We start from the raw sequence: 23,443 nt of genomic DNA on the forward strand, positions 1-23,443 counted from the left end.
GCCGGGATAAACCGGCATGGAGAAGGAGATGAGAGAGCTCCGCATCGAAGGGCCAGCGACCCACGATGACCCCGGGTCATGCGTGGACGCCTGTGAGGGCGTCGGCGAAGCGTTGACAGGGGCACGTGCAGGCCGGGCTATTGAGCCGCGAAATCAACAACACCGGGGTGCCGACGTCGTTGTCCAAGGCGGAAGGCAACATCGCTGGCGGCGTTATACGCGAGTCGCCAGCGGACCCCGCGCGGTCGGAGAACCTGTGCATGTACGGAATCTCCATGCGCGAGAACCGGGAGATCCCACACTCGCCCGTCTGCCTGATCAGCAGGCGGGTCGCCCAGGGAACGCTGAGGCGGTAAGCCTGGGATGAACGAGCGTGGGAAGTCTGACAGCCCCGTAGTACCTGCGAAGCCACCGAACAAAGCCGCGTCAGCGGCGGCGGAGGTGGTGGAGGAAAGGGGGCTGGCCGAGGGGAACACGACCAGGCCGACACGTCCCGGACGCAGAGCCGGGCCAGGCGTGCCACACGGGCTGGCTCGTGTGCGCGAAGTAGCACGAAGGGACAAGGAAGCGCGGTTCACCGCGCTGCTGCACCATGTCGACCTGGATCGGTTCCGGGCGGCCTACTGGGCGATTCGCCCGGATGCCGCTCCGGGGGTGGACGGGATGACGTGGGAAACCTATAGGCAGGACCTGGAGGCCAACCTCCGGGACCTGCACACGCGGGTCCACAGTGGCGCATACCAGGCGAAACCCTCGCGGAGGGCGTATATCCCGAAGGCGGACGGGCGGCAGCGACCGCTGGGCATCGCCACGTTGGAGGACAAGATCGTCCAACGGGCCGTCGTCGAGATGCTCAATGCCATCTACGAGGAGGACTTCCTGGGCTTTTCCTACGGTTTCCGGCCAGGGCGCAGTCCGCATCACGCGCTGGACGCGCTGGCGGTCGGGATCAAGCGGAAGAACGTGAACTGGGTACTCGACGCGGACATCCGCGACTTCTTTGGCCAGCTTGATCGGGCTTGGCTACGGAAGTTTCTTGAGCACCGGATCGCGGACCAGCGGGTGCTGCGGCTCATCGACAAATGGCTGGCCGCAGGGGTTGTCGAGGACGGGAACTGGTCGCAGACAGGGAAGGGAGCACCGCAGGGGGCATCGGTGTCACCGTTGCTCGCTAACGTCTACCTGCACTATGTGTTCGACCTGTGGGCGCAGTGGTGGAGACGCCGTCATGCGCGCGGTGATGTGATCATTGTGCGTTTCGCCGACGATTTCACCGCTGGCTTCGAGTATCAAGAGGACGCGCAGCGGTTCCTTGCCGATCTCCGCGAGCGGTTCGCGAAGTTCGGGCTGGAACTTCATCCCGACAAGACCCGGCTGATCGAGTTCGGGCGGCACGCCGCCTGGCGGCGAGCGGCGCGGGGGCTCGGGAAACCCGAGACGTTCGACTTCCTCGGCCTCACGCACCAGTGCGGCAAGACGAGGAACGGGCGGTTCTGGCTGCGGCGGGTCACCATCTCGAAGCGAATGCGGGCGAAGTTACGTGAGGTCAAAGAAGAACTCAAGCGACGCCGGCATGAGCCCATCCCCGACCAAGGGCAGTGGCTGCGAAGCGTGGTGCAAGGTCACCTCGCTTACTACGCCGTGCCCGGCAACATCCAGGCAGTAGCGGCCTTCCGCACCCAGGTGACCCGGCACTGGTACAAAGCGCTACGGCGCCGCAGCCAGCGCACGCGGATCACCTGGCCACGGATGAACCGCCTCGCCTACCGTTGGTTACCACCCGCTCGCAAGATGCACCCTTTCCCCGACGTGCGCTTCGACGCCAAAACCCGAGGCAGGAGCCCAGTGCGGTAGTCCTGCACGCTGGGATCTGCGCGGGGGGCCGCCTGTGAGGGCGGTCCCTACCGCGATCCACCAGCCCGCATCCACCGGGTTAGAGCTGGCGGGAGCTCAAGAGGCGTAATGTAGCCGATTTCTCGCGTGTACCTTCCCATCTCGCTCACCACGCCCGGCCCATCCGGCAGTCCTGGGCCGACGCGGCTTCTCTAGGCTGCTCCCGCCCTCCCCGGCGACCCCCGGATCAGGCTGCCTGACGCTTCACCCCGCCGCTACGACGGCGAGGAGATGGCGGTCTTTCACCTCCATTCGGAACAACGATGCTTCGTGGCGCACTCGAGGCTGCTCCCACCCTCCCCGGTGACCCCCGGATCAGGCTGCCTCCAGCTTTACTCCACCGCTACGACGGCGGAGAAATGGACGGTCTTTCACCTCCATCCGGAAATGACAGCGCCTCGTGGCGCACTTCTTGCGGTTCCAGGGTGCTCGGGCGCGGGCGGTGGCCAGGTCCGCCTCGGGGGTGCCGTTGGCGGCGTACCACAGGGTGAGGATGGTCAGGCCGAGCATCGCGAAGGGCACGGTGCGCTCGACGGCGCGAGGCAGCCGGTTGGCGGTGTCACCGGCGCCGATGAGGATCTTGGAGTCCTTGATCGTTTGCTCCACGCTCCAGCGGTCGGCGTAGCGGGCGATGACTGTTTCGGCTGAAGCGCTGGTGTCGGTGGACACCAGCGCGATGTCGTAGGGCCGGGCCGAGTCGGTCTCCTTGATCAGCACCACGGTGACCGGGGTACGGTGCAGCGAGCCCCACCACAGGCAGGTGATGGTGGCGATGTGCACGGTTTCGGTCTTGCCGTAGCAGGTGACTTCCGTGGTTCGCCAGGTGGCGGTGGCCGCGAGGTCGGTGCAGGTGCCGAGTTTCTCGCCTTTCCATCTGGGGTGCCCGCGCTTGCCCGTGGGCTCGGGCGGTAGGGCATACAGCACGGCGTTGGCTGCCAGGCGGGTGGTGAACGTGGTGGTGCCGGGCAGCGTGCGCCACGCCGGTCCCCGGTAAGCGGCGTCGGCCACCACGTGGAGGGTGCGTTCGGGGAACGCGCGGGCGAGCAACCCGACCAGCGCCCGGGCCGCGTCGGGCTTGGAGACACCGGATTTGGGGATATGCAACCGGAACAGGACCGGCAGGCAGACCGCCCTGGTCAAAAACGGCACGGTCACGATGAGTCCGACGACCACGAAGCAGTTACCCCGCCCGATCCCGTCGCGGCCCTTCGCCGAGCCGTCGTGCTGCCAGAACACCCCGTGGGTCTTAGAGACTGTTGGGTAACTGGGACGACACTGAGCGTGGCGTGATGTTGATCACGGTCGGTGTGTCGAGATGACAAAGAGATCATCCCCGCCGTGATCTTGTTGTGTGTGCAACTGCGATACCGGCGGGGATGATCGCCGCCCATGTTATCCGTCCAGTCTGACCGATGAGGTGTGGGCGGTCCTGGAGCCGTTGATGCCGGTACGAGACCGCCGAAAGGGCGGTATGGCAAGGAAATACGACGATCGCCTGGTGCTGGACGGGATCTTCTACGTGCTGCGTTCGGGTTGTCAGTGGCGGATGATTCCCCGTGATCTGCTGCCCTGGGACGCGGCCTATCGCTGGTTTCGGGACTGGAGTGCCGACGGCACGATCGACCGTGTCCACGACGCGCTGCGCGATCAGGTTCGGCGCCAGGCCGGACGCACGGCGGACCCGTCGGCGGCCGTGCTCGACGCCCAGTCCATCAAAAGCAGCGAGGGAGGGCAGGAACGCGGGTTCGATATGGGCAAGAAAACGACAGGCCGCAAACGGCACCTGGTCGTGGACACCCTCGGCCTGCTGCTGGTCGTCATGGTCACCTCCGCATCGGTGCAGGACCGCGCGGAGCGCGGCGGGCGCGAGATCCTGCGACGCCTGGCGGCCCGGTTCCCCTCGATCGCTCTGGTGTGGGCCGATGGTGGATACGCCAACTCCGTCGTCAACGGCCTGCTGGCCTGGGCGAAGGAAAAACTCGGGCTGGTACTGGAAATCGTCAAACGCAGCGACGATGTCAAGGGGTTCCAGGTGCTACCACGTAGGTGGGTGGTCGAACGAACTTTTGGGTGGCTGATCCGCAACCGTCGCCTCGCCCGCGACTACGAACGCCTGACCGCGAACTCCGAAAACATGATCAAACTAGCGATGATCCGCCTCATGGCCACCCGGCTCGCCGGCCAGAGCATCCGGTGGTCCAACGCCACCGAACGCGAAGCCGCCCGCCGACTCACCGCCGAAACCAACATCGCTGCGTAACCACCCAGTTACCCAACAGTCTCTTAGCGCCATAGCGGTGAAACAACGTGTCGTCGACCACCACCGTCACCGCCTGCCCGGCCGGGACGAAACGGGCCACCACCTGCCGGGCCAGCAGCAACCCCAGCGAATCCAGATCTCAACGCGCGTGGGAGAAAAACCGGTGCGCCCGAGCGTGGTGGGAGCGTCCCGCCAGTCCGGCCGCGCTCCACATTCCCGTTACCGTCCGGGGGCCTGTGGCTGCCAGCAGGCCGGTCACCAACGAGACGAACGTGGCGAACGTCGGTGCGGTGAACACCGAACGCACCCCTTCCAACACCGACAGCAAACAAGACGGTATGGTTCCCACAGGAAGCATCGGCGAATCTCCCGGACAACGGGCGGTTGCAAGCAACGCCGATGCTTCCTCCATCTTCAGGCCAGGTCACGCCGCCACGCCGAGCACCTTCGGCATCCACCACGTCAGATCAACTCACCAAAAACTGCGAAACCTCAGTATAAGTTGCCGATCAATATTGGGGTAGGGCTGAAGTCGAGGAGGCGCGGTGGTGCTGGCGGCCGTGCGGGATCTGCGCGAGATGCGCGAGCCGTTGGGCCCGGAGGAGATCGCGCGGTTCGAGACCGATGTGTTCGCCGGGTTCGTGCTGGCCCGCTCGGCCGCCGGGTTGGCCGATAACACGATCCGTTCGGATGTCTGCCATCTGGAGCAGGTGCGTGCCTGGTTCGGCCGGCCGTTATGGGACCTCCAACCGTCCAATGTGGATGTCTATTTCGGCACGGTGCTGCGGGGTTGTCGCTGCCGGTGCTCGCCGCGCTCTGCGACATCTTCAACTGCACCCCGGCCGACCTGATCGCCACCAAGGCCCAGAACGCGGCCGTCCGCAAGACCGCCACCGACGACGGCGTAGTCAACCTCAACGCACGCCGGCCCAAACGCGCCCGCCTGCGCCCCGAGTCGTGAGCACGAAACCGGACAAGCAGGAGACCGTCGAACAGCTCTGCGCTCGCTGCGAGCGCACCTTCCAGACGCTGGCGTGGGTCAAGCCCTGGCCTGAGGGGTATCTCTGCTCTACCTGTCACATGTCACACCTGGGAGTTGGAAACCTACCCGCATCAGAAAACGACCAATCCGGCCCCGATCGGTCAGCGGCAACGCCTGGCCATGGTCGGCCGCGCGCTCACCGACGACGGCATCCCACTACTCACCCGCGTCGCCGCGATCCTGATGCTGCTCTACGCCCAGCCCCTCACGCGGATTCTCCGGCTCACCGTTGACGACGTCCTGGTCGAAGACGGTGAGGTCAGCATCCGGCTCGGCGACCCGCCATCCCCGGTACCGTACCCCTTTGCCGGGCTCCTGCTCGATCACCTCGATCACCGGCTCAACCTCACCACCGCCACGAACTCTGGCGCCCGCTGGATGTTCCCTGGTCGCCGAGCCGGTCAGCCCATGGCCCCGACGACGCTCGAACTGCGCCTGCGGCAGGTCGGGATTCCCGGTCTTCGCGGCCGGACCGCCGCCCTCCGGCAGCTCGTCTTGCAAGCACCGGCACCCGTCGTCGCCAAGTCGCTCGGTTACTCCCAGGAGCAGACAGCACGGCTGGCCGCTGAGGCGGGAGGGACCTGGGCCCGCTACGCCCGTGGTGATCACACCCGGTTACAAGATCGAGGAATACGCGACAGTTGATTCCGCGAGGTCACCAGTAACTGCACCCCTTCGAGACCGTCCGGCTGTGGCATGGACCTGAGCCGTGGTCTCAACCAGGGTGACGCCCATGCGCGCCAGGCCCCGCTGCACCAGTTGATCCCGGTAGCTCAGCGGACGGGTCAGGGCCATGGTAGGGAATGCGGTCAGCACCATGGGCAACGCGACCTCGGTCTGCATCCTGGCCAGCGCGGCCCCCAGGCAGTAGTGCGTCCCCAGGCCGAAGGCCAGCGGTTGGTTGTCCGCCCTGGTGACATCGAACCGTCCAGGGTCAGTAAACCGGCGCGGATCTCGGTTGGCGGCGGCCAGCACGAGCAGCACCCGCGACCCGGCGGCCACCCGCGTGCCGAACAGGTCGAGGTCACGGGCGGCGGAGCGGGTCAGCGCGTGGATGGCCGGATCGAACCGCATGGACTCGGTGATGAAGGCGGACGTGTCCTGAGTAGCCTCAGGGTGCTCCAGCGCCAGGCGCACGATGTTGCCGATCAGGTCGCTGGGAGTCTGCGCGCCCGCGATGAGGAACATGACCAGGCTGGCCAGCAGTTCCTCGTCCGACAGCGCACCGGTGGCATCGCGCTCGGACACCATCGAGCTGATCAGGTCGTCGGCGGGGTGGGCGCGGCGCTCGCGGAGCAGCCCGCCGAGGTAGTCCAGCAGCACATCCATGCCCGCGTCGCCCGGCCGCAGCTCGTCCAGGTCCAGTATCGGCTCGAAGGCGGTGGTACAGGCGGTGATGGCCGCGCGCAGACCCATCCGGTCGGCCTCGGGGATACCCAGCAGTTCTCCGGTGACCGCCATTGGCAGCCGGAAGGTGAACTCGGAGACCAGATCGACCGGGCCTCCCGTGTCCAATTCGGACAGTCGGGCGAGCAGTCGCGCGCACGACCGTTCCGCCATCGGTCGCAGCGTGGCCACCCGGCGCGCGGAGTACGCCTCGCGGGCGAAGCGCCGCAGCCGGTCGTGGTCGGGTTCATTGGAGAACATCATGATCTTGGTAAAGCACTGCCACGAGGAGTGCTCCAGCATTCCGGTGCTCTGGTGCACCGCCGCGTCGGTCACCAGCAGGTCCGGCTCGCGCAGTGCGGCACAGCACTCCTGGTAACCGAGCACCAGTGTCATCCTCGGTCCCAGTGGCACCACCGGTCCCAGCTCCCACAACGCGCGGTAGAGCGGGTACGGATCGTGTTTGCCCTCCGGGGTGAACAGCGCCGCCAACGCCTCGCTCGGCCCCATCGCCACGTCAGTCACGGTTGTCCTCCGCTGGGACCTTGTTGTGGGCGAAGTCCTGGTAGAAGCCGGCTTGCTCGTCGTACAGGTGCAGGCTGCGCAGGATGGTCCACAGGCCGCGCGGGCTCAGCCGCTGTTCGCGCACCATGCCGGGGTACGCCCGCTTGAGCGCCTGCTGGGCCTGCGGCAGGTGGTAGAACGGGATGGCCGGGGCCACGTGGTGCGCGGTGTGAGTGGCGATGTTGTGCGTCAGGAACGACAACGCCCTGGGATAGGTGTAGTCGGTGGTGAGCAGCAGCCTGCCCGCGTTGCGCGTCCAGTGCTCGGAGGTCAGGTACGGCAGGTCGCTCGCGCTGTGGTGCATCAGCGTGGTGGCGCTGAACCACAGGTGGATCGCCACCCAGGGCAACACGAAGTACAGCAGCAGGCCACCCGGCCCGGTCACGGCCGTCAGCCACACCAGGTAGGCCAGGCACACCGGCCCGGTGAAAGCGATCGAGCGCCACACCTCGCGACGCATGGACCGCTTGGGGAAGAAACCGGGCCGGTACCCGGACACCGCCCAGTAGCGGATGGTGCCACCCCAGAACGCCCAGGTCCGGGTGCCCACGTACACCGCGCGGCCCCACGGGGACAGCCGCTCGTACAACGCGGGCGGCAACGGCCGCCAGTCGGTGTCCAACTCCAGGTTGTTGGTGTGGGAGTGGTGCATGTTGTGCACGTGCCGCCAGGAGTGGAATGGGTAGAGCAACGGCAGCAGGGCCAGGTGCCCGACGGCCACGTTGAGCCTGCGGGAGCGGGAGAACGATCCGTGGCCGCAGTCGTGCGCAATACAGTGCAGACCCCAGCCGCCCAACCCGGCGGTGAGCAGCAGTGGCGGATACAGCAGCCAGCGCGGGGCGAACACCAACCCGAGCACCGAGCCCGCGTACAGCGCCCAGCTGACCGCGAAGCCCAACAGGCCGCGCGCCGGGCGCGGGGTAAAGTACTCGCGGGGGATGGCCTCGGTCAGGCGTTGCCCCTCCAGTCGGCGCGACTTGTCCATGAACTCTTGGAAGGCCGCGCCGGGCCGGGTGGGCAGGCTGCGCCGGGAGGTCATTCCGGTTCCTTGAGCAGGTAGTCCACCAGCACGTCGATGGACTGGTACTCGTAGAGCAGCGCGGGCGAGAGCCTGTGCTCGACCAGCTTCTCCAGCTTGCCCGACAGCTGGATGCCCGCGCGGGAGTCCAGGCCGTAGTCCTCGAACTCCCGACTGGTGTCCACCTGTGAAGGGGAGACGGACAGCTTGTCAGCCAGGTAGTCCACCAGCCACGCACGCAGCGCCTCCTCGGTCAGCTGTCCGCGCTCGTCCCGCTTGGCCTTGGTCCGGTTGAACATCTACTGGGCTCCACTCCTGCGTCGGCTGATGGTGCCGGAATCGGGTTCACGCAGGCCCCAGACCAGTCCGAGCCTGCCCAGCAGGGCGATGGCCCAGCCGCTGGCGTCGGGTTCCCACCAGTGCACGGCGTGCCGGAAGGAACTGGGGAAGGCGTGGTGGTTGTTCTGCAGGCCCTCGCCGAGCGTGAAGACCGCGACGAGCCAGTTGTTGGTACTGCAGTCCCGGTTGTCGAAGGGCCTGCCGCCGTAGGCGTGGCAGAGGGAGCCGACGCACCAGGACGCCTGGTTGGCCACGAAGATGCGGGCCAGGCCGCCGAAGATGAACGCAGTGAACGCCGACATCGCGGTGTGCCCGATGGCGAAGCCCACAGCCGTGGGCAGGACCAAACCCAACAGCACCCAGGCCGGATACAGCCGATGGTGCACCACCAGTCTGCGATCGCGCAGGATGTCGGGGGCAAACCGGGACCACCGGGTGTCCTCAGGGCTGAGCATCCACGGCATATGCGCGTACCATAGGCCGCGCAGCCGCTGCCTCCACGATGCCCCGTGCAGGTTGGGTGAGTGCGGGTCGCCCTCCCGGTCGGCGAACCGGTGGTGCCGCCGGTGGGTGGCCACCCAGAACAGCAGCGGTCCCTGGGCGCCCATGGAGCCGGCGACCATGAGCACGTCCTGCATCCAGCGCGAGGTCTTGAAGCTGCGGTGCGCCAGGTAGCGGTGCAGCCCGATGGTAACCCCGCCCAGGTGCACCAGGTACATCACCGCGAACAGCCACAGGTCGGTGGCGGTGTACCGTCCCGTACACAGCAGATAGACCGCGATCGCGGTGCCGATCAGCGGCAGGGTCATCGTGGTCAGCGCGGAGAACCTCTTGATGCGCAGGCTGCGCCCGTCCAGGTGGACGATCGCGCCCCGCAGCGAGGTGTCGACCGGCATCGCTCAGCCCCCTTTACGGGTCTGGGGCGGGTAGCGCACCTGGCTGACCAGCCCGGCGCGGTCGAGCAGGCTGATCACCGCCCCAGTGGGGTCCAGCTGCCAGAACCGCTGCCGGTTGTGCGCCAGCGACGGCTGCGCGTGGTGGTTGTTGTGCCAGGAGCCGCCCACCGAGATCGGGGCGAGCGGGGCGATGTTGTGGCTGGCGTCGCGAGTGGGGTGCGGTCGGCTGCCCACGGTGTGCCCGAGTGAGTTGACCGCCCAGGTCACGTGGTCGAGTACGAAGATCCGGGCCAGCCCGCCCCACAGCAGGCCGCCCAGGGCGTCTACCGGGCGCCCGGTCAGCGCCCACCCGGCAAGTGCGGGCAGGACCAGGCCCAGTAGCACCCACCAGCCGTAGTACCGGTCCACAATGAGCACCTGCCGGTCCTTGAGCAGGTCGGTGACCAGCTTGCGCCAGGCCCCTCGGCGCAGGGTGAACAGCCAACCCACGTGGCCGTGCCACAGCCCGCGCAGCCGACCGCCCAATCCAGGCCCCAACGGGCGTGGAGAATGCGGGTCGCCGTCGCGGTCGGCGAAGGCGTGGTGCTTGCGGTGCACCGATACCCAGAACAGGATCGGCCCCTGTGCGGCCATGCTGCCCGCCACACCCAGCGTCAGCGTGACTGCGGGCCCAGCCACGAAGGACCGGTGTGCGAAGTAGCGGTGCAGCCCGCCTTCCACGCCTAGCGAGGTGATCGCATACATCACCGCGAACAGTCCGAAGTGAATCCAGGAGAATCCGTACACGGCGGTGAAGGCGAGGGCGGCGAGGAAACCGAGCGTGGAGCCACTCACGGTCGCCCAGGCCCATGCCCCGGTCGCGGTGTCGTCAGCTGTGCGGCGCATCGCCGGCCCCCGCCAGGTAGTGCTCGCGCGCGGTGTGGCGCCGGATCTTGCCGCTGTTCGTGGTGGGCACGCCGCCCACGCGCACGAAGCGCACCTCACGCGGGCGTACCCCGTGTTCGGCGGCCACTGCGGCCACCGCCCGCTCCCGCAGCAGTGCCGTGTCCGGAGTCTGTGTTGACAACGTGCGCAGTTCGCTGACTACGACCAGTTCCTCACCGGACTCCCCCGGCACCCCGAAAGCCACCGAGCGCCGGATCAGTTCGTGCGTCCGGTTCACCGTCAGTTCCACGTCATGCGGGTGCAGGTTGCGCCCGGCGATGATGATCAGATCGCTCAGTCGCCCGGTGACGTGCAGCTGCCCGTCGTGCAGGTAACCGAGGTCCCCCGTGCGCAGATAGACCGGGCTTTCCCCGATATCGGCTAATCGGGCGCGGAACTTGCGTTCGGTCTGCTCGGACCGCCGGTAGTACCCGGCGGCCACGTTCGGACCGTGTACCCAGATCTCGCCGACCTCGCCGTCGAGCGCAGGATGGCGCGAGTCCGGCCGTACCACGCGAAGCTCGTGTCCCGCGGCCACCGGCCCGCAGCTGATAACACCGTCGTGACTGGTCACCGGGGCGCCGACCGGTTTGCCGGTGACGAACAGGGTCGCCTCGGCCAAGCCGTAGCAGGGGATCAGGCTCTCCGGCCGGTAGCCGCGGGGCGCGAAGCGATCGGCAAAGGCGGCGACCGCCCCCGGCAGCACTGGTTCGGAGCCACAGAAGACCTGGCGCAGCGACGATAGGTCCACCGTGGCCAGCTCGTCGTCGGTGACCGACTCGGTGCACAGGTCGAGCCCGAAGGTGGGCGTCACCGTGATCGTGACCTGGTAGTCGGTGACCGCGCGCAGCCAGCGGTAGGGGTGCTGGACGAAGTGGTCTGGGGACATCATCACCAGTGGCCACCCGCCGTGCACGGCGTGCAGGATGGTGCCGATCAGCCCCATGTCGTGGTACGGCGGCAGCCAGGACAAGCCGACCCGGTCCGGCTCAGCGCCCAGGTGCGCGGCGAGCACCCGGCAGTTGCTGATCAGGTTCTGCTGGGTGAGCACCACGCCCTTGGGGTCGCCGGTGGAGCCAGAGGTGTACTGCAACAGCGCTGGATCGGCCACTCGCCTGGGCGGTTCACACTCGGGCACCGGCAGGTCGCCGTCCAACAACAGCCAGCGCACGCGAGAATCGGGCGCGAACCGGGTCAGCCGCCCAGCCTTGGCCGCCTCAGCGATGATCAGGCCGGGGTCACAGTCCGCGATGATCGCGTGCAGCCTGTCCGCCGCCCTGCGGTTGGTCGAAGGATAGGCAGGCACCGCGACCGCGCCCGCCCACAGGATGCCGAACAGGGCGGCCACGTAGGGCAGGCCGGGTGGTAAGGCGAGCACCACCGGTTCGCCCGGTTCCAGCAATGTGGCCACCGCCTGTGACTGCCGCCACAACTCACGGTAGGTCCAGGTCCGTGCGCTGGTCGAGGTGCCGTCGGGCAGGAATCGGTAGGCGATCTGGTCGGGTGTGGTGCGGGCCCGGTACCGCAGAACATCACACAGGGAGGTCGGTGAAACCCACTCACCCATGCCAACTCCGTTCGTGTGGGCAACTAGAGCGCTGTTCCTTACGGGATGGCCACGGGTACGGTGACGATCGAAATTCAGGCGGGCTCGCTGCAAATCAGCCCTAACCTAACCATGATCAAGACGTGAGGGATTCTGTCGATCGAGTGAAATTGCGGTCGACGCTGACAGTCACAGGTACGGGCGCGACATCGGTACCACCGGGCTTGTAGGAGGGCGAGCGCCCAGTCGCCAGGCCGGGTCTTAGCCTGAATGCACCGATGATCTTGGATAACGGTTCGGCCGTAAGTGGACGAGATGCCCTCTTGAGCTGGGACGATTGATCTTGCTGAGGGATCCAATGGTCCGAGTTGAGAGGGCATCTCTGGAGTGCGATCTTCTCATAGCCCCACGCGGGTGGATGCGGTGCTCGATGATCCGAATCTGATCGGCGATGCCGGGCTGGTGCCGGTGGTGCGGCTGGCGGAACGGGCGCGGCTGGGCGAGCTGGTCGCCGAAGCGGTACGCATCACCGACGCGGGCAACAGCGGTGGGGCCAACCCTGCGGCGAAAGTGCTGACTTTGGTCGCAGCGATGTGCGCGTGTCCATTCATGGCTTGGGTTGAGCTGGTGGGGTGTGTCTGGCTTGATCTTGTTGGCTTGATCGTCGATCATTGTGGCCGTGTCCGTACCGCCCGAGCAGCCTGCGCCGTCGTATGAGCAGCTTGCGGAATTGGTGACGGCGCTGTCGGCCGAGGTGGCGGCACTGCGGGCGGAGAACGCGGAGCTGAAGCGCAGGTTGGGGATGGATTCGACGAATTCCTCGACCCCGCCGTAGCAGGATTCGCTTGCGGCGAAGGGGAAACGCCGCGCGCAGCGCTCACAGCGGGTGCGATCGAAGGACCGTAAGCCGGGCGGCCAACCCGGGCATCCGGGCTCGGGTTTTGCAGCGCGCGGTGAAGCCGGATCGCAGTGAGACCGCGCCCGAGCCTGCGCAGTGTTCGGGCTGTGGCACGGATCTGGCAGAGGCGCGGGATGCGGGGATGTCTTGGACGCAGGTCTGGGATACCCCGTCGATCCGGCTGCGGCGGGTGCAGTACCGGCTGCCGAAATGGCAGTGTGGCGGTTGCGGGAAGACCACGACCGCGGCGGTTCCTTTCGGGCAGGCCGGGGCGGTGTGCTACGGGCCGAACGTTAACGCCGCGGCGGTCCTGCTGTCCTCGACCGGGAATGTGCCGGTGGAGCGCACCGCGACGCTGATGGAAGCGCTGCTGGGCGCTGCAGTGTCGACCGGGTTCGTCGCCCGCGCGCACGAACGCGTCGCCGAGCGGCTGGATCAGGCAGGCTTCGATGAGGCGATGCGTGCCGTGCTGGCCGCCGAACCGGTGTTGTGCGCGGACGAAACACCGGTCAACATCGCGTACCCCGACACTGGCGAGGACTGCCAACCGGTCCCCGGCGCCCCACATGTGGTCTGTGTGCGCACCCCGGATGAACGGCTGGTGTGGTACCGGGAACTGCCGGCACGCACCAAAAAAGCGCTGCGCACCCTCGGGCTTTTCAACGGTTACACCGGGTATCTCGTGCGCGATGATTACACCGCCTGGCATCAGTTCGACGCCCGGCTGGCCGGGGTCCAGCAGTGTGTGGCGCACCTGTTCCGCCACCTGCAAGGCGTTCTCGACCTGCACCTCACCCAGCAGGGATGGGCGGCAACGGTCCGCAAGGTGCTGCGCGAAGCGCACACCGCCGTCGCCGACGCCCACGCGGCCGGGGCCGATCGCCTCGACCCCGACCTGCTGGCCGATCTGCGTGCCCGCTACGACAAGGCCGTCGCTTGGGGAATCGCCACCAACCGCCACCGCGACTGGGACAAAGGCAACCACCCTGGCTACAACCTCGCCACCCGACTGGCCGGCAAAGCCGGCCAAGTCTGGCTGTTCACCAGGGTGTTCGTGGTGCCTTGGACCAACAACGCCTCCGAGCAAGCGCTGAAAAGCCCGAAATTGCATCAGAAAGTCTCCGGCTACTGGCACACCCTGGCCACCCTGGCCCGGTTCCCCTCTTTGCCAGACTGATGTGAGACACCTCGTGTGAGTGCGGGGTTCCTGACCGAGGGCGGGATCGGAGATCCTGGTGCACGTGTCCACACCATCTGACAAGCAGCCCGACCCGTCACCGCTGGCGGGTCCGGGCGACCCAGCACCGCGCCCGTCCCGCCGGGTGTTCAGCCCGGAGTACAAGCTGGCGATCGTCACCGAGTACGAGAACGCCCCCAATGGCGAGAAAGGCGCGATTCTGCGTAGAGAAGGCTTGTATTCCTCACATGTCATCGAGTGGACGCGTACTCGTGACGCGGGGGTGTTGACAGGTCGAGCGGCAGGTCCGGCGGCGGCATCGAAGCGCTCGAAGAAATCGACCGAGGAAGTCGAGCTGGAGAAGCTTCGCCGCCAGAACGAGAAGTTGAAAGGCGACCTGGCGAAGACCCGGATGGCGCTGGACATTATGGGAAAAACTCACGCGCTCTGTGTACCACGAACGTCGAAGGAGTTGACTTGGTAGGTAAGCCAGGTTTCTGAGATGTGTAACTGCATGGGAGATGGAGGATGGATGGCCCTCCGGAGTCGCCTTGCGGGAGGAGACTTCAAAGCACCTCAAGCTGCGTTAGCTGAAGCCTGTCGTGGTGAGCGTTGAGGAAAAGGCGCACAGGATGCGTCAGCTGGGGATCGGGAAGGTGAGCTCAGCTCTCCGCTGTAGAAGCACCGAAATGAGTAGTTGGCATCAAAACCAGGGTGTAGAGCGTGTCCTGGGATCAGTCTGGCGGATACCCGTTTACTGGCCAGGCGGTGCCCGGTGTGAATGGCGGCACGAGCCCGATCTGCGGCTTCCATGCGGAACGTGGGAGGGCATGCCCCGACACTGCTCCCGGCTGGTCCGGGACGACAGGGAGTGCGCACAAGCGGCAGAAACCGTGAGGCGTCGAGTACCGTTGCGTGGGCGTGCAGTCGGACCGGTTCATAGTAGTGATGAAATCCCTGTAATGGGGATGGAGCGAAGGGACCGGACCGTCCAGGACAAGTTCGTTCGAGCAACCAGGTCATCCTGGGAGGGATCGAGTGGGCGAGCCACAGCAAAGTGAGAAACCGTTCGTTATTTCAAAGCGGGAAGTGTGGGAGGCGTACCAGAAAGTCAAGGCTAACAAGGGCGCTCCGGGAGTGGACGGTGTTACCCTGGAGGCATTCGAAGCGGATCTAAGAAATAATCTTTACCGGATCTGGAACCGGATGTCGTCGGGGTCGTATTTCCCTCCTCCGGTGCGGGCGGTGCCGATACCGAAGAAAGGCGGGGTCAGGATACTGGGTGTGCCTACGATCGCCGACAGAATCGCTCAAACGGTCGTAGCCGCGAGACTGGAGCCGCGTATGGAGGAAATCTTTCATACCGACTCCGACGGCTACCGGCCGGGGCGATCAGCGATCGACGCGGTGGCCAAGTGCCGGGAACGCTGCTGGAAAACCGATTGGGTGATCGATTTGGACATCCAGAAGTTTTTCGACAGTTGCCCGCATGACCTGATCGTCAAGGCGGTGGAGGCGAACACCGACCAGCGCTGGATCGTGATGTATGTCAAACGGTGGCTAATCGCACCGTTGCAGCACCCGGACGGCTCGGTGGACGCACGGGACCGGGGAACGCCTCAGGGCTCAGCGGTCTCGCCATGCTTGGCTAATCTCTTCCTCCATTATGCGTTCGACCTGTGGATGGCGAGGACCTTCCCATCCTTGAGGTTCGAGCGCTATGTGGATGATGCGGTGGTGCACTGCACCAGCAAGCGCCAAGCGCTGGCGGTGCGGACCGCGATCGGACAACGCATGGAACAGGTCGGGCTCACGCTCCACCCGGACAAGACCAAGCTGGTGTACTGCCAGGACAGCAACCGGCGACACAGGTATGACACCGTGTCGTTCGATTTCCTGGGCTACACTTTCCGGCCGCGGGCAGCAGGCAACAAGCGGACAGGGAAGATGTTCACCTCGTTCGCGCCGGCGATGAGTCGGGACAAGATAGTCGCCAAAGGCAAGGAAGTCCGTCAGTGGCGGCTGCATCTGCGCACCAACGACACTCTGGCCGACCTCGCAGAACAGCTCGATCCGATCGTGCGAGGCTGGATGACTTACTGGGGCCATTTCAACAAGTCCCAGATGTTCGCACTCCTGCGCCGCGTGAACGCCTACCTCATGCGGTGGGCCCGCAAGAAATACAAACGGCTCCGCAGTCAAACACGCCTGCAAGCCTGGTGGGACCGGCTCGTAACCAACGAGCCCGGCATGTTCGCCCACTGGCAATGGGTCACAGACTGCGGACTCTCCTTCGCCGGACGGTAGGAGCCGTATGAGCCGAGAGGCTCACGTACGGAACTGTGGGAGCCCGGGGGTGCGATTCCCCCGGGCGACCCGACTGGAAAGGCTCTCCGAGAGCGCGGAGAACGACGAGCCGCCGACGACATCATGACGACCGCGTTCTCCGACCTGCGCGCAGCCGAGATTTCGGTGCAGAAATCGTGTGCGCTAACCGGGGTTTCCCGGGCGACGCACTATCGGCACGTCAATCCGAAGGGTGCGATGCATGGCCCCTGGCTACCCCGGAAGCCACCACCGGCGGCCCTGACCGACACCGAGCGGGCGCTGGTGACCGACCTGCTCACCAGCCCTGCCTACCAGGACCTGGCGATCCCGCAGGTATGGGCACGGGAGCTGGACGAGGGCCGGTACTGGTGCTCGGTGTCCACGATGTACCGGATCGCCCGCGCCGCCGGCCAAGTGTCCGAACGTCGCCGCCAGGCCACCCATCCGCCCCGGGTCCGCCCAGAACTGGTCGCGCACGGCCCGAGCGAGGTGTGGTCGTGGGATATCACCGCGTTAAAAGGACCAGTCAAGGGGATCTGGTACAAATGCTACGTCGTCCTGGATATTTTCTCCCGCTATGTCACGGGCTGGCTGGTCGCCGCGGCCGAGGACGCGATTGTGGCAAAAGACTTCCTCGCCGACGCAGTGGCGCGTAACGGTGTCGAGCCGCACACGATCCACGCTGATCGTGGTGGCGCGATGGTGTCCAAGCCAGTATCCGAGCTACTCGTGGATCTCGGTGTTCTCCGGTCCCATTCCCGCCCGCGCACGTCCAACGACAACCCATATTCCGAAGCGCAATTCAAAACATTAAAGTACATGCCTGATTTTCCTGATCGGTTCGGGTCGTTGGAAGACGCGCGCACGTTCTGCGAGGGCTTCTTCGCCTCCTACAACCACGAGCACCGGCATTCCGGGATCGGGATGCACACCCCCGCCTCGGTGCACTTCGGGACCGCCGAGCAGGTCCACGCACAGCGGCAGGCCACGCTCAACCGGGCCTACGCCGCTCATCCGGAACGCTTCACCCGCCGTCCCCAGCCACCCCAGCTGCCCAAGGCGGCCTGGATCAACCAGCCCATCGACCAGCCACAACCAACCCCGTAACACAACCTGTCTCATTTGACTTGACAACTACCGAAAGACTCGGGATCTGCACCGACCTCGCAGTTCAAGGTCATGGCCGCCGGATACGATGAGTGGTCCGGAGAACCGGTGCGCCAGGAGATCCAGAAGAAGACGCGGCTCGACCTCGCGCCCATCCCTCAGACATATCGCGGGCTCACGTTCGGCATGACCGAGCTAATGGCGCTCACCAAGTCGCGCAGCTGGACGCACCACGCCAACCCCGTGGCCGAGTGGTGCTTCGACGCCGTGGAGGTCCGCCACCCCCCGGAGATGCGGATCAGCTCCGGCCCGACAAGCCCGACCGCAACGCCGTCGGCAAGTGCATTGACGCCGTGCCGACGAGCGCGATGGCGATCACCCGCTGGCGCGAGCTGGCGCAGAAGCACGCCAGGTCCGGGCGGATGGTTGTGAGGTAGTGCCTAGTAGGTGGCTGGTGTCGAACGGCCTCATTTTCATCGCAAGGCAGGGCTGAGATCGCCATAGACGGCCGGAAAGACGGTCACCGACCGAACCAGCCCACCCTGAGCCTCGAAGTTCGAGGCAGCTGCTTGGCACTTCCCGAAAAACACCAGCCACCTAGCTAGCGCGTTTCGCGGCCGGGTGGTTGGCCGTCCTTGTACTCAGTGGCTACGAGCGCAGGATCGAACCACGGATCGGCCTCTGCGGGTGGTGGCGTCGGAATAGGAGGTGGAGTTGGGGGGCGTCGGGGAGGGCTTGGCTTGGTTATCGCTCATGTCAGGAAGTGTGCACGATGCAGAGAACGGATGACAGTAAGCCCACGGTGAGCAGGCTAGAACTCCACCACCACAGACGCGCCTTGCGGTCGGCCGTCCGCTTGTTGTCTTCGTAGATCTTCCTGCGTAGCCCGATCAGCCGCCGGAGGGCGTCCTCTTCTGCCTGTTCGGCAAGGCAGCGCAGAGCAGACCCCTCCAAATCGACAAACTTCGCCACCCGCAATACCCAGAGGCCAGCGGTGAACGCTGCGGCGTATGCCAGGAAGGCAATGAGCGCGAAGAGGATTGACCAGGGTGAACGAAATGGATCTCTCTCGGCCGATCCTGCGGCACAACCAGGAGTTGCCGGAGCTGCGGATGCTGCTGGAGTACTACGAGGCGCAGCAGCGGCTTTCGTACATGCACCCGGAGCTGATGGACACGCTGGATGAGCGGGTCCGGCCAGGTATGATCAACTGGCCCGCGCCTGGTCGTGGACGCGCTGGACGAGCGGATCGATCTCCAGGGCTTCCGGCTCGGCGGGCAGCCCAAGCTCGACCTCAACCTGGACCACGTGGCGCAGTACAACGACCTCAACGCCGGGTACCAGCAGGCGCACGTCACCGCGATGGTGATGAAGCGGGCCTACGCGATCGTGGGCGCCAACGCGCGCCCGGCCGACACGCAGTACCCGCTGGTCACCATCGAGTCGCCGCTTGAGGTCCATGTGGAGCTGGACCCGGCGACCCGCCGGGTGATCGCGGCGATCAAGCGCTGGCAAGGCGCCCTGCCTGACGGCGAGATCCGGCACTTCATCAAGCTCTACCTGCCGGACTGCACGGTGACCTTCGTCGTCTCCCGCGGGAGCGGCTGCTACATCGAGGTCTCCCGCGACGATCACGGGCTCGGCGAGGTCCTGGTGGTCCCGATCGTGAACCGGCCGCAGCTGTGGGCACCGCTGGGAACATCCGAGTTGGCGGATGTGATCCCGCTGTCCGACGCGGCCTGCAAGATCGCCACGGACATGATGATCTCGGCGGAGTTTCACGCCATGCCCCGGCGCTGGGCGCTCGGGTTCGATGAGGACGACTTCACCGACACCGACGGCAACAAGGTCTCGGTCTGGCAGACCATCGCGGGCAAGATCTGGTCCACCTCCAAGACCAAGAAGCACGACGGCGTGGAGGTCGGCCAGTTCAACGAAGCCGACCTGACCAACTTCCACAACACGCTGCGGGCGCTGGCGGTCCAGGTCTCCACGGTATCCCGGCTGAGCCTGCACAACCTCGGCTACTCCAGTGACAACCCGGCCAGCGCCGGCGGCATCCGCGCGGCCGCCGAGCCCCGGCATGTAAAGCGGGCCCGAGCGGCGGATCAAGGGCTTCGAGAACGCTTGGGAGCGGAGGTTGCTGCGCCGCCGGACGCGGTGTCGCCAGTTTCGCCTGACGTCGGTGTCTGGATGGGTGGAGCGGGAGGGAGCGGGAGGGAGCGGGAGGGAAATGGGAGGGTTGTAGGGGGTTGAACCGCGTTGTACTGCACTGAGCGGAAGTGAGCTGCACCGGTTTGTGCTGCGGTTTCTCAGTTTTCGCAGGTGAGTGTCCTTTTAGGACTTGACTGGGGGTCAAGGGGTCGTGGGTTCGAATCCCGCTATCCCGACGGAGCGAAAAGCCCGTTGATCAGCGCGAAAGCGTAGGTCGGGGGGCTTTTTGTGTTCTATTTCGCGTGGATTGCTGCGGCTTCGATGTCGTCGCGGAGCCGTCGAAGTGCTCCAGGCACCAGGCTGACCTTCCGGACATGGATGAGTGCGTCGAACGCCTGTGTGAAATCGCCGATGTGCACGGGTTGATCGAACCCGAGCATGCTGTCGACCTCGCTGAGCTGATCCGTCGGCAGATGCCGGAGGTCGACGACGTGCAGCGGGGCGTCTACCTCGTCCATCAGTGCGTCGATGGTTGTCCGCGGCGGATTCAACAAGCGAACGGAAACGTCCCAATCGAAAGGGCGGGGGCCCCGTGGCGCAGCATGGAGCGTGTGGCCGGAGCCGTACGTAGTGCCGATTACTACCATGTCGGCACCGATATCGTCGGCCAGCAGGCTCCCCATCGTCGGGATGGCCTCCACAGGCATTTCTGGTGACCCGGTGCTCTTCGACGGAATCCGTTGAACGTGCTTGTTGTGTGCACTGACCACGATGCGGGGTTCGTGGTCGAGCAACCAGCGAACTGTGGACGACATAAATTCGTCTCGAGGGTTTCGCGCGGGGGCGAGGCTGTGGTCGAGTTGGGCGAGCAGATCGCGTAGCGGTGCGACGCAGCGAATGGCTACCTCGTCGCCGTGTGTGGCGACACGGTCGACGAGATCGGCGATTCCTTCATGGAGACGGCCGCGGTCTTGGGCAGGCAGTTGCTCGTACCGGGCCGCCGCTTCAGCATGTTCCCCGAGATTGCTCAATTCGATCAGCTCGTGGTCTCCGCGGTGGCCAGGTATGCGGGCAAGGCATGCCCGTACGGCGGGACCCGGAGAGGTTGACGCCCCAGGAAAGTCCATCCCGCAGAAGCGGACCCGTTGGGATGGGAAAGCGGAATTCCGCTCTCGCATCCACTGAAGCTGGGCATGAATCTCCGCGCACTCGCCGAAGCGATAGGTGATGCCGTGTCTGGCCGTTGTCTCCAGATCGCCTGGCCCGCCCAGTACCCACTCGTCGACCGCCAGTCCCTCGGGGAACCCCGACTCCATGGCGAACACGGTGAAGCCCAGGTTGCTCACCAAGAACCGCATGATTCGATCCTTAAGTCGGTAGAACTCCGAGGTGTAGTGCGCGCTCTCGCCAATGCAGACCACTCGAGCATCGCCGATGATCTCCCGCAGCACATCAAGATCGGACATGTCGACGCACTCCGGATTGCTGGTGGCAAGCGGCTGGCTAAGTTTCTGGAGGGTGGTCATCGGGTACCGACTTCCTGGGCGCTTAGTCGTCCTGAAACTCGCTTGGGGCTCTACACGTTTGTGGGTCTCAACGGCCACGTGCCCCAGTTTCGCTCGGCAGCGGTAGGGTTCGGCCATTCACCATGAGGTAACCCCTGATCGAACCCAGCTGCTCACCCGATCGCAGTAACAGATCAGGCGGTGGTGAAACTTTCTTGGGTTTGCCCCGGTGCGCTAATTAGGGGATCCGATTGGGTACCCCATCTGATCTTCGTCTGCGGGGAGTTTGGGCCTAGCGTCTGCCACGGCGGCGAGGAAGTCAGCCGTGACCAGTGCGCTGGACTACCAAGGATTGGAAGGTCATGACGGGTTCGGGCTCCCTTGCGGGACGCCACATCTTGATAACCGGGGCCGGGAGCGGTATCGGGCAGGCCGCAGCGGTCGAGGCGGTCACTGAGGGAGCCAGGGTCACCCTGGTCGGGCGGCGGCCAGACGCCCTCGCTGAGACCGTTGAGTTGATCGATGCCGATCGACAGGTGGACGCACTGGCCTGTCCCGCCGACATAGCGGATCCCACTGCAGTCGACCGGATCGTGACGACGAGCACCGAGAACTTCGGGCCTGTCGACGGTCTCGTGAACAACGCGGGCATCGCCCGGTTCGAGGCCATCGAGCAGGCCCGGCCGGAGGACCTCGACCTCATGTTCCGGGTCCATGTGTACGGCCCTGCGCGGCTCATCCAGCACTGCCTGCCCAGCCTGCGCGAGCGCCGGGGCAGCATCGTCAACGTCACCTCGGTCGGCGGAGCGCTGGCCACCCCGCGCCGGTCGTTCTACGGAGCAACGAAGGCGGCCATCAACCACCTGACCAGGTCACTGGCCGTGGAACTCGCGCCCGAGGTGAGGGTGAACGCGATCCTGCCCGGGCCGGTTGACACGCCGATCTACGACGACCTCGGGATTTCCGCCGTGGAGACGGCTGAGCTGCGCTCCAGGCTTTCCGAGGCGACGCCGCTGGCACGCTTCGGCAGGTCCGAGGAAGTCGCCCACTGGGTGTGCTTGCTGCTTGGTGATGCGTCGGCGTGGATGACCGGGGTGCTGCTGCCGGTGGACGGCGGGCGGTGTGCTTGATGCGGAGGCGGAACCTGCTGAGACGGATGGCCCAACGATGACCAGGACCTACATCGGCGACTACCCGTCGACGCCCTTCCCCGTAACAGACATTCCAGCCTCGTGCGTGCACGAGGTTTTCCGGAATGTCGAGCAGTGGGAACGAGAAACCGACACCCGAGCTATCCGGCTGCACGTGGGGGAACCCGCCTTCCGGCCGTCATCCGCGGTGGCCGGCGCCGTGGCGGCGGCCGTACGGGACGGCCGGGACAGCTACACCACGGCCGAGGGCGTGCTGGAGCTGCGCGAGGCGGTGGTCGAGAAGCTGACATCGGAGAACGGTCACGATACCGACGTCGAACTGGTGGTCGCCACACCCGGGTCCGCGCAGGGGCTCCTGGCGGTGATGAACGCGCTGCACCGGCCTGGCGCCCACCTGCTGCTTCCTGCAGTGCATTGGCCCGTGCATCTGCAGCAATGCCTGCTTGCCGGATTCGTGCCGCGCTTCTACCCGATGGATGAGCAGATGCGTCCCGACGTGGCCGCGATCGCGGCGATGGATGTGGATTCCTCCGCTGTGCTGCTGGTCAACACGCCGTCGAATCCCGCAGGGGCCCTCTGCGACACCGCGCGCCTGGGCGAACTGGTCGCCCTGGCCCGGGAGCGGAACTGGGCCGTGATCAGCGACGAGGCGTATGAGGACTTCGCGTTCGACGGCGAGCACGTGTCGACCGCAGCCTTGGAGTCGGACGTCCCGCCAAGTGATCGGGTCGTGTTCAGCGCTTTCAGCTTTTCCAAGAGCTACGCCATGACCGGTTACCGACTGGGTTATGTCGTCGCCCCGAACAGCCGCCACGCGCAGACCCTGCGCACGGTGCAGGAGGCGTCCATCGTCTGCCCGGCGCTGCCGGTGCAGATGGCGGGCATAGCAGCGCTGGAGGAACGGGAACAGTCCAGGAGGAACGGCGCCTTCGTGCGCCGGACCCGTGACTCCGCACTGCTGCCGCTTCTGGACGCGGGGCTGCTGGAGCGCTTACCGGGGGGAGGCTGGTACGCACTGCTTGACTGCGGCCGGACCGGTCTCGACGCCACGACGTTCGCGGCGCGGCTGCTGCGCGAGCACGGCGTCGCGTTGGCGCCGGCCAGTGGCTTCGCATTGCGGGTTGCGCCCGACTCCGCCATCGAGCCCGACCCGGGGGCCGAGCACCTGCTGCGGCTCGCGTTCTGCGGGCCTCCCGAACTGGTAGCTGAAGGTGCGCGGCGCACCGCTGCGTTCGCCGGGGCGAGGTGACCGTGA

General features: G+C 65.9%; 21 protein-coding genes. 12 read left to right on the plus strand and 9 right to left on the minus strand.

What is annotated here, in order from left to right; translation table 11 throughout:
• Window positions 1-363 precede the first annotated feature (363 nt).
• On the plus strand, window positions 364-1,854 hold the full coding sequence (ltrA, locus tag ACRXBZ_RS38230) for a group II intron reverse transcriptase/maturase (RefSeq protein WP_433883236.1): 1,491 nt from the start codon (window positions 364-366) through the stop codon (window positions 1,852-1,854).
• Between the two features lie 354 nt (window positions 1,855-2,208).
• Here ltrA (ACRXBZ_RS38230) and ACRXBZ_RS38235 read toward each other — a convergent pair whose 3' ends face one another.
• Window positions 2,209-3,129, minus strand: coding sequence for an IS701 family transposase (locus ACRXBZ_RS38235; RefSeq protein ID WP_433883237.1), 921 nt, complete (start codon window positions 3,127-3,129; stop codon window positions 2,209-2,211).
• Window positions 3,130-3,244: 115 nt separating this feature from the next.
• Between ACRXBZ_RS38235 and ACRXBZ_RS38240 the strand changes: the two genes are divergently transcribed.
• The 3 genes from ACRXBZ_RS38240 (at window position 3,245) to ACRXBZ_RS38250 (ending at window position 5,840) form a co-directional block, all read left to right on the plus strand.
• Window positions 3,245-4,153 carry an IS5 family transposase gene (locus ACRXBZ_RS38240; protein WP_433877464.1) on the plus strand — a complete coding sequence of 303 codons (909 nt, stop codon included), beginning with the start codon at window positions 3,245-3,247 and terminating at the stop codon, window positions 4,151-4,153.
• A 790-nt stretch (window positions 4,154-4,943) separates the two neighbouring features.
• The gene (locus ACRXBZ_RS38245) at window positions 4,944-5,114 is read left to right on the plus strand and encodes a helix-turn-helix domain-containing protein (protein WP_433883238.1); all 171 of its coding nucleotides are present in this window, start codon (window positions 4,944-4,946) and stop codon (window positions 5,112-5,114) included.
• 135 nt (window positions 5,115-5,249) lie between these two features.
• Window positions 5,250-5,840, plus strand: coding sequence for a hypothetical protein (locus ACRXBZ_RS38250; RefSeq protein WP_433883239.1), 591 nt, complete (start codon window positions 5,250-5,252; stop codon window positions 5,838-5,840).
• On the opposite strand, the gene ACRXBZ_RS38255 is transcribed toward ACRXBZ_RS38250, so the two are convergent.
• The 6 genes from ACRXBZ_RS38255 to ACRXBZ_RS38280 are packed head-to-tail and all read right to left on the minus strand — an operon-like array spanning window position 5,811 to window position 11,889.
• Window positions 5,811-7,106: a cytochrome P450 gene (locus ACRXBZ_RS38255; protein ID WP_433883240.1), complete on the minus strand. Its 1,296-nt coding sequence runs from the start codon at window positions 7,104-7,106 to the stop codon at window positions 5,811-5,813. The two genes, ACRXBZ_RS38250 and ACRXBZ_RS38255, sit on opposite strands and share 30 nt — an antisense overlap.
• On the minus strand, window positions 7,099-8,184 hold the full coding sequence (locus ACRXBZ_RS38260) for a fatty acid desaturase (RefSeq protein WP_433883241.1): 1,086 nt from the start codon (window positions 8,182-8,184) through the stop codon (window positions 7,099-7,101). Before ACRXBZ_RS38260 ends, ACRXBZ_RS38255 begins: the two co-directional genes overlap by 8 nt.
• Window positions 8,181-8,462 carry an acyl carrier protein gene (locus tag ACRXBZ_RS38265; protein ID WP_433883242.1) on the minus strand — a complete coding sequence of 94 codons (282 nt, stop codon included), beginning with the start codon at window positions 8,460-8,462 and terminating at the stop codon, window positions 8,181-8,183. The genes ACRXBZ_RS38260 and ACRXBZ_RS38265 overlap by 4 nt, the downstream gene beginning before the upstream one ends.
• A complete protein-coding gene (locus ACRXBZ_RS38270) occupies window positions 8,463-9,398 on the minus strand; it encodes an acyl-CoA desaturase (protein ID WP_433883243.1) in 936 nt (311 codons plus the stop codon).
• A 3-nt stretch (window positions 9,399-9,401) separates the two neighbouring features.
• Window positions 9,402-10,283, minus strand: a complete 882-nt coding sequence (locus tag ACRXBZ_RS38275) for an acyl-CoA desaturase (RefSeq protein WP_433883244.1) — start codon at window positions 10,281-10,283, stop codon at window positions 9,402-9,404.
• Window positions 10,267-11,889: a fatty acyl-AMP ligase gene (locus tag ACRXBZ_RS38280; protein ID WP_433883245.1), complete on the minus strand. Its 1,623-nt coding sequence runs from the start codon at window positions 11,887-11,889 to the stop codon at window positions 10,267-10,269. Before ACRXBZ_RS38280 ends, ACRXBZ_RS38275 begins: the two co-directional genes overlap by 17 nt.
• Window positions 11,890-12,282: 393 nt before the next feature.
• Between ACRXBZ_RS38280 and ACRXBZ_RS38285 the strand changes: the two genes are divergently transcribed.
• The 5 genes from ACRXBZ_RS38285 (at window position 12,283) to ACRXBZ_RS38305 (ending at window position 17,378) form a co-directional block, all read left to right on the plus strand.
• Window positions 12,283-12,585, plus strand: a complete 303-nt coding sequence (locus tag ACRXBZ_RS38285) for a hypothetical protein (protein WP_433883246.1) — start codon at window positions 12,283-12,285, stop codon at window positions 12,583-12,585.
• A 236-nt stretch (window positions 12,586-12,821) separates the two neighbouring features.
• Window positions 12,822-13,943 (plus strand): IS66 family transposase, encoded by a 1,122-nt coding sequence (tnpC, locus tag ACRXBZ_RS38290; protein ID WP_433883247.1) that lies wholly within the window; start codon window positions 12,822-12,824, stop codon window positions 13,941-13,943.
• Window positions 13,944-14,007: 64 nt separating this feature from the next.
• Window positions 14,008-14,427: a hypothetical protein gene (locus tag ACRXBZ_RS38295; protein ID WP_433883248.1), complete on the plus strand. Its 420-nt coding sequence runs from the start codon at window positions 14,008-14,010 to the stop codon at window positions 14,425-14,427.
• A 554-nt stretch (window positions 14,428-14,981) separates the two neighbouring features.
• Window positions 14,982-16,250 carry a group II intron reverse transcriptase/maturase gene (gene ltrA / locus ACRXBZ_RS38300; RefSeq protein ID WP_433883249.1) on the plus strand — a complete coding sequence of 423 codons (1,269 nt, stop codon included), beginning with the start codon at window positions 14,982-14,984 and terminating at the stop codon, window positions 16,248-16,250.
• 123 nt (window positions 16,251-16,373) lie between these two features.
• On the plus strand, window positions 16,374-17,378 hold the full coding sequence (locus ACRXBZ_RS38305) for an IS3 family transposase (RefSeq protein ID WP_433883250.1): 1,005 nt from the start codon (window positions 16,374-16,376) through the stop codon (window positions 17,376-17,378).
• A 756-nt stretch (window positions 17,379-18,134) separates the two neighbouring features.
• Here ACRXBZ_RS38305 and ACRXBZ_RS38310 read toward each other — a convergent pair.
• A complete protein-coding gene (locus ACRXBZ_RS38310; protein ID WP_433883251.1) occupies window positions 18,135-18,350 on the minus strand; it encodes a hypothetical protein in 216 nt (71 codons plus the stop codon).
• A gap of 255 nt (window positions 18,351-18,605) precedes the next feature.
• Here ACRXBZ_RS38310 and ACRXBZ_RS38315 point away from each other — a divergent pair, with 255 nt between their 5' ends.
• Window positions 18,606-19,634, plus strand: coding sequence for a phage portal protein (locus ACRXBZ_RS38315; RefSeq protein WP_433883252.1), 1,029 nt, complete (start codon window positions 18,606-18,608; stop codon window positions 19,632-19,634).
• A 191-nt stretch (window positions 19,635-19,825) separates the two neighbouring features.
• Here ACRXBZ_RS38315 and ACRXBZ_RS38320 read toward each other — a convergent pair whose 3' ends face one another.
• The gene (locus ACRXBZ_RS38320) at window positions 19,826-21,058 is read right to left on the minus strand and encodes an erythromycin esterase family protein (RefSeq protein WP_433883253.1); all 1,233 of its coding nucleotides are present in this window, start codon (window positions 21,056-21,058) and stop codon (window positions 19,826-19,828) included.
• 341 nt (window positions 21,059-21,399) lie between these two features.
• Between ACRXBZ_RS38320 and ACRXBZ_RS38325 the strand changes: the two genes are divergently transcribed.
• Both ACRXBZ_RS38325 and ACRXBZ_RS38330 read left to right on the plus strand, forming a co-directional pair.
• The gene (locus tag ACRXBZ_RS38325; protein WP_433883254.1) at window positions 21,400-22,167 is read left to right on the plus strand and encodes an SDR family NAD(P)-dependent oxidoreductase; all 768 of its coding nucleotides are present in this window, start codon (window positions 21,400-21,402) and stop codon (window positions 22,165-22,167) included.
• Window positions 22,168-22,204: 37 nt separating this feature from the next.
• The gene (locus ACRXBZ_RS38330; RefSeq protein ID WP_433883255.1) at window positions 22,205-23,437 is read left to right on the plus strand and encodes a pyridoxal phosphate-dependent aminotransferase; all 1,233 of its coding nucleotides are present in this window, start codon (window positions 22,205-22,207) and stop codon (window positions 23,435-23,437) included.
• The last annotated feature ends 6 nt before the right edge of the window (window positions 23,438-23,443 follow it).

The sequence above is a fragment of the Saccharopolyspora hattusasensis genome, assembly GCF_050972075.1.
Lineage (GTDB): Bacteria > Actinomycetota > Actinomycetes > Mycobacteriales > Pseudonocardiaceae > Saccharopolyspora > Saccharopolyspora hattusasensis.

Coding starts and splice junctions, on each gene's coding strand:
- ltrA (WP_433883236.1), top strand. CDS start 364: ATGAACGAGCGTGGGAAGTCTGACAGCCCCGTAGTACCTGCGAAGCCA.
- ACRXBZ_RS38260 (WP_433883241.1), bottom strand. CDS start 8,184: ATGACCTCCCGGCGCAGCCTGCCCACCCGGCCCGGCGCGGCCTTCCAA.
- ACRXBZ_RS38265 (WP_433883242.1), bottom strand. CDS start 8,462: ATGTTCAACCGGACCAAGGCCAAGCGGGACGAGCGCGGACAGCTGACC.
- ACRXBZ_RS38270 (WP_433883243.1), bottom strand. CDS start 9,398: ATGCCGGTCGACACCTCGCTGCGGGGCGCGATCGTCCACCTGGACGGG.
- ACRXBZ_RS38275 (WP_433883244.1), bottom strand. CDS start 10,283: ATGCGCCGCACAGCTGACGACACCGCGACCGGGGCATGGGCCTGGGCG.
- ACRXBZ_RS38280 (WP_433883245.1), bottom strand. CDS start 11,889: ATGGGTGAGTGGGTTTCACCGACCTCCCTGTGTGATGTTCTGCGGTAC.
- ACRXBZ_RS38305 (WP_433883250.1), top strand. CDS start 16,374: ATGACGACCGCGTTCTCCGACCTGCGCGCAGCCGAGATTTCGGTGCAG.
- ACRXBZ_RS38320 (WP_433883253.1), bottom strand. CDS start 21,058: ATGACCACCCTCCAGAAACTTAGCCAGCCGCTTGCCACCAGCAATCCG.
- ACRXBZ_RS38325 (WP_433883254.1), top strand. CDS start 21,400: ATGACGGGTTCGGGCTCCCTTGCGGGACGCCACATCTTGATAACCGGG.
- ACRXBZ_RS38330 (WP_433883255.1), top strand. CDS start 22,205: ATGACCAGGACCTACATCGGCGACTACCCGTCGACGCCCTTCCCCGTA.